Here is an 11,438-nt window from a genome sequence, read left to right on the forward strand (position 1 = left end):
GGGCTTGTCAATTCCGGCAACGGGGCGCGGTGCGCTAGGGTGTCCGCATCCGCAATGGGAGAACCGACATGACCCGCGCCCTGCAAGACATCAAAAGCCTGACCCTGATCGTGGCCATCGCATTCGGCCTGTTGATCCAGTGCGAAAGCGCCCGCGCCGCGCCGACCGAAACCGCCATTGTCGCGGGCGGCTGTTTCTGGTGCGTCGAAAGCGATTTCGAAAAGGTCAAAGGCGTGAAAGAGGTCGTTTCCGGTTTCACCGGCGGCACGGTCAAAAACCCCAGTTACAAACAGGTGGTGCGCGGCGGAACCGGCCATTACGAGGCGGTCGCGATCACCTATGACCCCGATCAGATCAGCTATGACCAGATCCTGCGGCTGTTCTTCCGGTCGGTCGATCCCACCGACGCGGGCGGCCAGTTCTGCGACCGGGGCGACAGCTATCGCACAGCGATTTTCGTCTCTAACCAGGCGGAAAAGGCCGCTGCCGAAGCCGCCAAGGCCGAGGCCGCGAATGCGCTGGGCCGTCAGATCGTAACCCCGATCCTGTCAGCAGGCGCGTTTTACAAGGCCGAAGACTATCACCAGGATTATTACAGGAAATCCGATCTGGTGATCACGCGCTTCGGCCCGAAATCCAAGGCCGAAGCCTATAAGCGGTACCGCGCCGCCTGTGGCCGCGATGCCCGCGTGAAACAATTGTGGGGTGACGCCGCGCCGTTCCTGACCCACTAGGGGCGGAACGCCTGCACCTCGGACAGGTCCGGGATCACATCCGCCGTACCGTGGCGCGTCACCATCAGCGCCGCGGCGCGTGTGGCCAGCGAAATCGCCTGCGCCATCGGCATCCCGCGATCCAGCCCCGCCAGCACATAGCCGGTGAATGTGTCGCCCGCGCCGGTGGTATCGACCGGCGTTACGGGGATCGCATCGAAATGCCGGTCGGTCCCGTCGGCGGCATGGATCCAGCGGCAACCATCCCCGCCCAGCGTCACGATCACATCGCCCACGCCCAGCGCCTCCAGCGGTTTGCCCAGATGGTCGGACAGTTGTGCGGCCTCCACCGCGTTCAGAAACAGCAGGTCGATCCGCCCCAGCACCGCCGCCACGGCATCCGCGTCAAACGGCGCCGCGGCATAGGCCACGCGCAGCCCCAGATCGGCGGCCATGCCCGCCGCCTCAACCTGACCGCAGGTTTCGTTCTGCATCACCAGCGTATCGCCCACCTGCGCGGTGGACAGTGCGGCACCGATCATATCGGTCGAAATCACCCGATTTGCGCCGGGATAGAGAATGATTGAATTCTCGCCACCCCCATCCACGGCAATGATCGCATGGCCCGTTGGCGTGTCGATCTGATGGATATGCCGTGTGTCGACCCCGTATTCCAGCAGCCGGTCCACCGCCCAGCGCCCATCGGCCCCAACCGCACCGATATGCTGGACATGCGCGGCCGCGCGGGCGGCGGCCACGGACATATTCGCGCCCTTGCCGCCCAGCCCGGTGGTAAACCGCGTCGCGGCCAGCGTTTCCCCCGGCGCGGGCAGATGCGGCACGTCATAGACATGATCCGCATTGATCGAGCCGAGGTTGAAGATCGCCATTACTAGTCCTCTTGAGTCAGCGCGAGCCTCCAAACACTACCAAGTCAAGCTCGAAGATTCGACCATGAGATGGTTTTTTCGCTTCACAGGCATACGCATACCTCGATAATATGAACTCAGGCTGACGCCAAATACTACATCTAGTGTCTACCGCCCAAGAGAATTGGGCGCGGGAGGCGCCCGATGGTGCCAGGACCAACCTGGAAGCCCATTAGATGTAGGAGGCGCCATATGCAAAGGCAGATAGTTTTTGTTCGCTCTTATGAGCGGTGGCGCTTCGGTCGGCGGGAATATGTGCATGCACACACCCGCCGTTGGCCGAAGCCACGGCAGCTGGAACTGCCGTTGTAAGTAAATGGTAACTTACTTCGAGACCCGACCAATGGTCGGGTCTCACTTATATAAGTTATGCGTTTTGCATAATTTTCGCAAGAACTTCCCGTACGAAAATATACAGTCCGTAAGCTTATGCCGTTGGATTCAAATAATGAATCCAAATCAATTGGTTAGCCCACCTTGCAGGCCGCCAGCAGCGCCATGTTGGTGATGTCGTTCACGGTCGAACCCATGCCGCAGATCTGGATCGGCTTGTCGACCCCCGACAGGATCGGGCCGATCACCGTGGCGCCGGCCATTTCCTGCATCAGCTTCACGGAAATCGACGCCGAATGACGCGCGGGCACGACCAGCACGTTTGCCGGACCCGACAGGCGCGAGAACGGGTATTTCGACATCGCACCCATGTTCAGCGCCACATCAACGGTCATTTCGCCCTCGTATTCGAAATCGACGCCGCGCTTGTCCAGAACCTGGGGCGCCAGGTGCATCTTTTCGGCCCGTTCGCTGACCGGATAGCCGAAGGTCGAGAAGCTGACGAACGCCACGCGCGGCTCCAGCCCGAAACCGCGCGCCACACCGGCGGCGCGTTCGGCGATATTGGCCAGATCGTTCTCGTCGGGCCATTCATGCACCAGCGTATCGGCGATCAGCAGGATCCGCCCCTTGTGCAGCAGCGCGGTCACGCCCACCGCGCCATCCTGCGCGCGGGCGTCGAAAACGTGGTTGATCAGCTGCAACACCTGCGCCGATTTCCGCGTCGCCCCGGTGATCAGGCCATCGCCATGACCATGCGCCAGCATCAGCGCGGAAAACACATGCCGGTCCCGCGCCGCCAGCCGATGCGCGTCGTGCATATCGAAGCCCTGACGCTGGAGCCGCTTGTAAACGAAGTCACGATACGCATCGAGATGCCGGGAATTACCCGCGTTCACGATCTCCAGCTCGCGCACCGCATCGCCCAGACCGACCGAGTCGAGCTTTTCGCGAACCTCGCCCTCGCGCCCGACGACCAGCGCGTTGCCGTAACCCGACCGTTGATAGGCGACCGCGGCCCGCAGAACGCGCAGATCGTCGCCCTCGGCAAAGATCATCCGGGCTTGCGCCGCACGGGCACGGGCGGAAATCGAGGTCAGGATCGACGCCGTCGGGTCCATCCGCGCCTTGAGGTCGTGTTCGTACTTGTCCATGTCGACGATGGGCCGCCGCGCCGCGCCGGTATCCATGCCCGCACGCGCCACCGCCGGCGGGATCACATAGATCAGGCGCGGGTCAAACGGCGTGGGGATGATATAGTCGCGGCCAAAGGACAGTTTCCGGCCATAGGCCATCGCGACCTCGTCCGGCACATCCTCGCGCGCCAGCGCGGCCAGCGCCTCGGCACAAGCGATCTTCATCTCGTCATTGATGGCGCGGGCGTGGATATCCAGCGCGCCGCGGAAGAGGTACGGGAAGCCCAGAACGTTGTTCACCTGGTTGGGGTAATCCGACCGGCCCGTGGCCACGATCGCATCGGCGCGCACCGCATGGGCGCCTTCGGGCGTGATTTCCGGGTCGGGATTGGCCATGGCGAAAATCACCGGATGCTCGGCCATGCTGGCGACCATCTCGGGCGTCACCGCGCCCTTGACGCTGACACCCAGGAACACATCGGCATTCACCATCGCCTCTTCCAATGTGCGCAGGTCGGTCTTTGCCGCATGGGCCGATTTCCACTGGTTCATCCCCTCGGTCCGGCCCTGATAGATGACGCCCTTGGTATCGCACATGATGCAATTGTCGTGCTTGGCGCCCATCGCCTTGACCAGTTCCAGGCACGCAATCCCGGCGGCACCGGCACCGTTCAGCACGATCTTGCAATCCTCGATCTTCTTGCCGTTCAGATGCAGCGCATTGATCAGCCCGGCGGCACAGATCACCGCCGTGCCGTGCTGGTCGTCGTGGAAGACGGGGATGTCCATCTCTTCCTTCAGGCGCTGTTCGATGATGAAACACTCGGGCGCCTTGATGTCTTCCAGGTTCACCCCGCCAAAGGTCGGCCCCATCAGCTTGACGGCCTTGATGATCTCTTCGGGGTCTTCGGTGTCCAGCTCGATATCGATGGCGTTCACATCGGCGAAGCGCTTGAACAGCACCGCCTTGCCCTCCATCACCGGCTTCGATGCCAGCGCACCCAGGTTGCCCAGACCCAGAACGGCGGTCCCGTTCGAGATCACGGCAACCATGTTGCCCTTGGTGGTATAGTCATAGGCCGTTGCCGGATCCTCGGCGATCGCCTCGCACGGGACCGCCACACCGGGGCTATAGGCCAGCGAAAGATCGCGCTGGGTCGTCATGGCCGTGGTCGCCACGATCTCGAACTTGCCGGGCGTCGGCTCGAGATGATAGGCAAGCGCCTCTTCGGCGGTCACTTTCGTCTTTTCGGCCATAAGGGGCTCCTCCTGAATTTGTCCCTCTTTATTGGGAAGCCTGCCAGACCTCAACACTCCTGAAAAACCGGCTTTCACCGCCCTTTGTCCCTTTGTAAGGTCGCCCGGCGAATTCAGGGGGATCCAGTGGCCACAGCCAACGCTTCCGTCACGCCGATGATGGCGCAATTTCTCGAGATCAAGGAAGATCATCCCGAGGCGTTGCTGTTCTATCGCATGGGCGATTTTTACGAGCTGTTCTTTGACGACGCGGTCGCGGCGGCGGGCGCGCTGGACATCGCCCTGACCAAACGCGGCAAGCATCTGGGCGAGGATATCCCGATGTGCGGCGTGCCGGTCCATGCCGCCGAAAGCTATCTGCTGACGCTGATCCGCAAGGGGTTTCGCGTGGCCGTCTGCGAACAGCTCGAAGACCCGGCCGAGGCGAAGAAGCGCGGCTCGAAATCGGTCGTGAAACGCGGGGTCGTGCGGCTGGTCACCCCCGGCACATTGACCGAGGAATCCCTGCTCGAAGCACGGCGTCACAACTTCCTCGTCGCCTATGCCGAGGTGCGCGATCAGGCCGCGCTGGCCTGGACCGACATTTCCACCGGCGAATTTCGCGTGATGCCCGCCACCCGCGCGCGGCTGTCGCCGGAACTCGCCCGCCTGGCCCCGAAAGAGGTGTTGGTTGCCGACGCTTTGGAGCGCGATCTGGCTGAAATCGTGACGGATTCCTGCGCCGCGCTGACCCCGATGGCACGCGGCAGCTTCGACAGCACATCAGCCGAAAAGCGCCTGCAGGATCTGTTCTCGGTCGGCACGCTCGAAGCCTTCGGGCATTTCACCCGGGCCGAGCTGGGCGCGATGGGCGCGCTGGTCGATTACCTGGACCTGACGCAAAAGGGCAACCTGCCACTGCTGCGCCCCCCGGTGCGCGAAGCCGCGGCAAAAACCGTCCAAATCGACGCCGCCACACGCCGCAACCTGGAGATCACCGCCAGCCTGTCGGGCGGGCGCGACGGATCGCTCATTGCCGCGGTCGATCACACGGTCACGGCGGCGGGCGCGCGGCTGCTGGAACGGCGGCTTTCCAGCCCGTCGCGCGACCTGGCCGAGATTCAGGCGCGGCTGGGTGCCGTCCGTTTTCTGGTAGACGATCAGAGCCTGGCCGAACGGCTGCGCAATGCCCTGCGCAAGGTGCCGGATATGGATCGCGCGATCTCGCGTCTGGCGCTCGACCGGGGCGGCCCCCGCGACATGGCCGCGATCCGCAACGGGCTGACCCAGGCGATTGATGTGGCCGGTCAACTGGATCAGGCCGCGCCGGATCTGCTGTCGACTGCCGCGCGCGATCTGACGGGGTTCGACGATTTGCTCGACCTGCTGGATCAGGCCCTGATCGCCGAACCGCCCCTGTTGGCGCGCGATGGCGGCTTCATCGCCCCCGGCCACGACGCGGAACTGGACGAGGCCCGCCAGCTGCGCGACGAAGGGCGCGGCGTCATCGCCGGGATGCAGGCCAAATTCGCCGAACGCACCGGCATTTCATCGCTCAAGATCAAGCACAACAACGTGCTGGGCTATTTCATCGAAACCACGGCAACCCATGCCGAGAAAATGCTGTCGCCGCCGCTGTCGGAACAGTTCATCCACCGCCAGACCACCGCCAACGCGGTCCGCTTCACCACCGTTGAACTGAGCGAGCTGGAAACCCGCATCCTGAACGCGGGAAACCGCGCGTTGGAGATCGAAAAGCGGCTCTATTCCAGCCTCAGACAGGCCATTCTGGATCAGGCCGACCGCATCGGTCTGGCCGCCCGCGCCTTGGCCGAGGTCGACCTGGCCGCCGGTTTCGCCGAGCTGGCCCGCGCCCGCGACTGGGCCGAACCCCGCGTCGATGAAAGCCGGATGTTTCACGTGGATGGCGGGCGCCACCCCGTTGTCGAACGCGCGCTTCAGGCCCAGGGCGGCACCGGCTTCGTCGCCAATGACTGCGATCTCAGTGCCCCCGACGGCGCCGCAATCTGGCTGCTGACCGGCCCGAACATGGCCGGTAAATCGACCTTTCTGCGGCAGAACGCGCTGATCGCACTGCTGGCGCAAGCGGGCGCCTTCGTCCCCGCCCGCGCCGCCCATATCGGCATGGTCTCGCAACTTTTCAGCCGGGTCGGCGCCTCGGACGATCTGGCGCGCGGGCGCTCGACCTTCATGGTCGAAATGGTCGAAACCGCCGCGATCCTGAACCAGGCCGACGACCGCGCGCTGGTGATCCTCGATGAGATCGGCCGCGGCACGGCCACCTATGACGGGCTGTCCATCGCCTGGGCCACGCTGGAACATCTGCACGATGTGAACCGCTGCCGCGCGCTCTTCGCCACCCATTACCACGAGATGACGGCGCTTTCCGCCCGCCTGAACGGCGTCGAAAACGCCACCGTCGCCGTCAAGGAGTGGGAGGGCGAGGTCATCTTCCTGCACGAGGTCCGCCGCGGCGCCGCCGACCGGTCCTATGGCGTGCAGGTCGCCAAGCTCGCCGGGCTGCCCGACACCGTCGTCGCCCGCGCGCGCATCATCCTGGATATGCTGGAAAAAGGCGACCGCGAAGGCGCCGCGCCGAAACAGGCCCTGATCGACGATCTGCCGCTTTTCGCGACCACGCCGCCACCCGCCCCGCAACCGGCCGAGAAATCCGAACTGGCCGCACGGCTGCAACAGATCCACCCCGACAGCCTGACGCCGCTCGACGCGCTGAACCTGCTTTACGAGCTCAAGGACCTCGCAAAGGACTGATCTTCTTCTTGGCGGAAATACTCCGGGGGGTGCGGGGGGCTGGCCCCCCGCCTGCGCTCAGGACCCCGGTGTCGACGACACGCCAACTTGCGCCGGACGCAGCAAACGGTCGTGCAACATGAAGCCTTGCGTCATCACCTGAATGATGTCGCCCGCCTTGGTGCCGGGCACCGGGGCCTCGAACATCGCCTGATGCATCTGCGGATCGAATGTCTCACCCACCTCGGGCGCAATCGGCGAAATGCCGTGTTTCGAGAATATGCTCAGCAATTCCCGCAGCGTCAGCTCGACCCCTTCCAGCAACGCCTTGTTCTGCTCGCGATGCTCTTCCGGCACCGCCTCGATCGCGCGGCTCAGGTTGTCGAACACCGGCAGCAGATCCCGCGCCAGTTTCGAGCCGCCGTATTTCTCGGCCTCGCGCCGATCGCGTTCGCCGCGCTTGCGGGCGTTTTCCGCATCCGCCAGGGCGCGCATGAACCGGTCGCGCATTTCGTCGCGTTCGGCACGCATCTTGTCCAGCGCGTCGCCCTCATCCATCAGATCGATCTCGGGCGCGTCGCTGTCCAGGTCGAGCGCGGCATCCGTCAGATCGTCATCCAGGTCCAGTGATTCGTCTTTCTTCGCTTCTGCCATTTTCTATCCTTTGCCCTGGTTGGACAGGATCCGCCCCACCAGTTGCGCCGTATAATCAACGATCGGAACGATCCGGCCATAGTTCAGCCGCGTCGGTCCGATGACACCGACGGCACCGATAATCTTACGATCAGCGTTCATATAGGGAGAGACCACCAAAGAGGAACCCGAAAGTGAGAAAAGCTTGTTTTCAGAGCCGATAAAAATGCGCACACCCTCGCCTTCTTCGGTCAATTCCAGAAAATCGGCGATGTCCCGCTTGCGCTCCAGGTCGTCGAACAGGGTCCGGATGCGGTTCAGCTCCTCGGCCTCGGCGCTCTGGTCCAGAAGATTCGACCGGCCCCGCACGATCAGCCGCTCGTGATCGCCGCCCTCGTTTTCCCAGATCGCCAGCCCGCTTTCGACCATGTCGCGCGCGAGCGTGTCCAGCTCCTGACGCCGGGTGCGGATCTCGGTCTCCATCACCCGGCGCAGCTCGGACAGGGTCCGCCCCTCGGCCAGGGCATTCAGGAAATTCGCCGCCTCGCGCATCGACGATGGGGTCTGGCCCGCAGGCGGCCGGAACACCCGGTTTTCCACATGCCCGTCGGCAAAGACCAGAACCACCAGCGCCCGGTCGGGTGCCAGGCTGACGAATTCCACATGCCGGATCGGCGCCTGATGCTTGGGCGCCAGAACCAGGCTGGCCCCCCGCGTCGCCCCGGACAGGGCCGCGCCGACACGGTCCAGCATCCCGCCCACATCGCCATCGGTATCGCCCAGCGTGGCGCGGATATTCTCGCGGTCCTGCACCTCCAGATCCCGCACCTCGAGCAACCCGTCGACGAACATCCGTAATCCCAGCTCGGTCGGGATGCGGCCCGCCGACACATGCGGGCTGTCCAGCAGGCCCAGAAACTCCAGATCCTGCATCACGTTGCGGATGGTGGCGGCGCTGACCTTTTCGCTGAGCGACCGGGTCAGGGTGCGCGACCCCACGGGATCGCCGGTTTCCAGATAGGCCTCGACCACATGGCGAAACACCTCGCGGCTGCGCGCGTTCATCTCGTCCAGGATCTTGGAGCCGTCACTCACACCGTCTTCCCTTTTTCGCCCAGCCATTAAAATCGATATCGCCGGGGCGTCAATCGGGGTTGCATCGCATCCCCTGTCGTGAAAGCAAAGCCCCAGTAAAAACAGGAAGGAGAGACCATGCGCCCCTCTGGCCGGAATGTAGACGAGATGCGCGCTGTTTCAATCGAAACAGACGTGACCAAACATGCCGAAGGGTCGTGCATGATCCGCGTCGGTGACACCCATGTGCTGTGCACCGCGTCGCTGGAACCACGCGTGCCGCCGTTCCTGAAGAACTCTGGCCTGGGCTGGGTCACCGCCGAATACGGCATGCTGCCCCGCTCGACCGGCTCGCGCATGCGGCGCGAGGCGACGGCGGGCAAACAGGGTGGCCGCACCGTGGAAATCCAGCGGCTGATCGGCCGGTCCCTGCGCGCGGGCGTCGACCGCGTGGCCCTGGGCGAACGTCAGATCACCGTGGATTGCGACGTGATTCAGGCCGATGGCGGGACGCGCTGCGCCGCGATCACCGGGGGGTGGGTCGCGCTGCGTCTGGCGGTCAACAAGCTGCTGAAAGCCGGTGACATCACCAGTGACCCGCTGACCGATCACGTCGCCGCCGTGTCCTGTGGCATCTATGCCGGGCAGCCCGTTCTGGATCTGGATTACCCCGAGGACAGCGAAGCCGGCGTCGATGGCAATTTCGTCGTGACCGGCGGCGGCCGGCTGATCGAGGTTCAGATGTCGGCCGAGGGCGCGACCTTCAGCCGGGATGAAATGGACAAGCTGCTGGGCCTGGCCGACAAGGGCGTGGCCGAGCTGGTCGCGGCCCAGAAAGCGGCGGTCGAGGGGTAAGATGCGTAAGTTTCGGGAAGATACCCTGCTGGTCGCCACCCACAACAAGGGCAAGCTGGAAGAAATCGCGCAGCTTCTGGCGCCTTATGGCATCACCGCGATTTCCGCCGCGGACAAGGGGCTTCCCGAACCCGACGAGACCGAAACGACGTTCGTCGGCAATGCGCGGATCAAGGCGCATGCCGCCGCGAAAGCCACCGGCCTGCCCGCGCTGGCCGATGACAGCGGCATCGCGGTCGACGGGCTGGACGGCGCCCCCGGTGTCTATACCGCCGATTGGGCCGAAACCCCGAATGGCCGCGATTTCAAGATGGCGATGGAAAAGACCTGGGCCAAGCTGGAAGAGGCGCAAGCCCCCTTCCCCCGCACCGCACAGTTCTGCTGCACCTTCGTGCTGGCCTGGCCCGATGGCCATGACGAGGTGTTCGCGGGCAAGGTCGATGGCCAGGTCGTCTGGCCCATGCGCGGGGCGCAGGGTCACGGCTATGACCCGATCTTTCAGCCTGACGGTTATGACATCACCTTCGGCGAGATGGACTGGGCCGAGAAAAACCGCATCAGCCACCGCGCCGATGCCTTTGCCAAGCTGGTGACGGTGTTTGGCGACTGAACCCTGGCAAAGCGGGGGCTTCGGCCTCTACCTTCACTGGCCGTTCTGCCAGGCCAAATGCCCCTATTGCGATTTCAACAGCCATGTTCAGGCCGAAATCGACCAATCCCGCTGGAAAAGAGCCTATGTCGCGGAAATCGCGCGGGTGGCGTCGGAAACGCCGGGCCGGGTGCTGCGTTCCGTCTTTTTCGGGGGCGGCACACCCAGCTTGATGGAGCCCGATCTGGTCCACGCGATCCTGGACGCCGTGCGCGCTCATTGGACCCTGGCCAATGATGTCGAAATCACGCTTGAAGCCAACCCAACCTCGGTCGAGGCCGGGCGGTTTCGCGGCTATCGCGATGCCGGGGTGAACCGGCTGTCGCTGGGGGTGCAGGCGCTGAATGCCGATGACCTGAAACGGCTGGGCCGCCTGCATTCGGTGACCGAAGCGCGCGCCGCGCTGGATCTGGCCCGCGACACGTTCGACCGGATCAGCTTCGATCTGATCTATGCCCGCCAGGACCAGACGCTGGACGATTGGCGGGCCGAGCTGACACAGGCGCTGACCTATGCCGCCGATCATCTGTCGCTTTATCAGCTGACCATCGAACCCGGCACCGCCTTTGGCGACCGGTTCAGCCGTGGCCGGCTGGGCGGTCTGCCGACCGAGGATCTGTCGGGCGACATGTACTTCGCCACGCAAGAGCTGTGCGAGGCCGCTGGCCTGCCCGCATACGAGATTTCGAACCACGCCAAACCGGGCGCGGAATCGCGGCACAACCTGATCTATTGGCGCGGCGGCGACTATGCCGGGATTGGCCCCGGCGCGCATGGGCGGCTGACGCTGAACGGCACACGGCTGGCGACCGACACGCCCAAGGGGCCGCTGGACTGGCTGCGCCAGGTCGAAACCACGGGCAATGGCGAAAGCCTGCGACAGTCCTTGCCCTTGAAAGATCAGGCAGCGGAATATCTGATGATGGGGCTGCGGTTGCGCGATGGGGTCGATTTGGCGATCCTGAGCGCTTTGGGCGGCATAAATAAAAATAAAATCAAATGGTTAGAGGATATTGGCATGGTCGAAACCACCCCGCACAGCCTGCGCACCACCGCAGCCGGTCGGCCCGTGCTGAATGCCATCCTGACAGAGCTTTTGCCGGACTGA

9 protein-coding genes are annotated in these 11,438 nt (G+C 64.0%); 5 read left to right on the forward strand and 4 right to left on the reverse strand.

Annotation, left to right across the window (positions count from 1 at the left end; all coding sequences use genetic code 11):
- Positions 1–68: 68 nt before the first annotated feature.
- A complete protein-coding gene (gene msrA, locus CLM60_RS03570) occupies positions 69–734 on the forward strand; it encodes a peptide-methionine (S)-S-oxide reductase MsrA (protein WP_095587797.1) in 666 nt (221 codons plus the stop codon).
- On the opposite strand, the gene CLM60_RS03575 is transcribed toward msrA, so the two are convergent.
- The gene (locus CLM60_RS03575) at positions 731–1,603 is read right to left on the reverse strand and encodes a ribokinase (RefSeq protein WP_095587798.1); all 873 of its coding nucleotides are present in this window, start codon (positions 1,601–1,603) and stop codon (positions 731–733) included. The genes msrA and CLM60_RS03575 overlap by 4 nt on opposite strands.
- Positions 1,604–2,109: 506 nt before the next feature.
- Entirely contained in the window at positions 2,110–4,368 is a 2,259-nt protein-coding gene (locus CLM60_RS03580) for an NADP-dependent malic enzyme (protein ID WP_095587799.1), read from the reverse strand.
- A gap of 156 nt (positions 4,369–4,524) precedes the next feature.
- Between CLM60_RS03580 and mutS the strand changes: the two genes are divergently transcribed.
- Positions 4,525–7,140, forward strand: a complete 2,616-nt coding sequence (gene mutS, locus CLM60_RS03585) for a DNA mismatch repair protein MutS (RefSeq protein ID WP_095587800.1) — start codon at positions 4,525–4,527, stop codon at positions 7,138–7,140.
- Positions 7,141–7,197: 57 nt separating this feature from the next.
- Here mutS and CLM60_RS03590 read toward each other — a convergent pair whose 3' ends face one another.
- Positions 7,198–7,773: a nucleotide exchange factor GrpE gene (locus CLM60_RS03590; protein ID WP_095587801.1), complete on the reverse strand. Its 576-nt coding sequence runs from the start codon at positions 7,771–7,773 to the stop codon at positions 7,198–7,200.
- 3 nt (positions 7,774–7,776) lie between these two features.
- Positions 7,777–8,874 carry a heat-inducible transcriptional repressor HrcA gene (hrcA, locus tag CLM60_RS03595; RefSeq protein ID WP_425427196.1) on the reverse strand — a complete coding sequence of 366 codons (1,098 nt, stop codon included), beginning with the start codon at positions 8,872–8,874 and terminating at the stop codon, positions 7,777–7,779.
- A 90-nt stretch (positions 8,875–8,964) separates the two neighbouring features.
- On the opposite strand from hrcA, the gene rph reads away from it, so the two are divergent.
- Genes rph through hemW form a run of 3 tightly spaced genes read left to right on the forward strand, consistent with a single transcriptional unit; the run spans position 8,965 to position 11,438 of the window.
- The gene (gene rph / locus CLM60_RS03600; protein ID WP_095587803.1) at positions 8,965–9,681 is read left to right on the forward strand and encodes a ribonuclease PH; all 717 of its coding nucleotides are present in this window, start codon (positions 8,965–8,967) and stop codon (positions 9,679–9,681) included.
- Between the two features lies 1 nt (position 9,682).
- Complete coding sequence (gene rdgB, locus CLM60_RS03605) at positions 9,683–10,291, forward strand: RdgB/HAM1 family non-canonical purine NTP pyrophosphatase (protein ID WP_095587804.1); 609 nt, start codon at positions 9,683–9,685, stop codon at positions 10,289–10,291.
- Complete coding sequence (hemW, locus tag CLM60_RS03610) at positions 10,281–11,438, forward strand: radical SAM family heme chaperone HemW (protein ID WP_095587805.1); 1,158 nt, start codon at positions 10,281–10,283, stop codon at positions 11,436–11,438. Before rdgB ends, hemW begins: the two co-directional genes overlap by 11 nt.

The organism is Actibacterium ureilyticum (assembly GCF_002285435.1).
Taxonomy (GTDB): domain Bacteria; phylum Pseudomonadota; class Alphaproteobacteria; order Rhodobacterales; family Rhodobacteraceae; genus Actibacterium_C; species Actibacterium_C ureilyticum.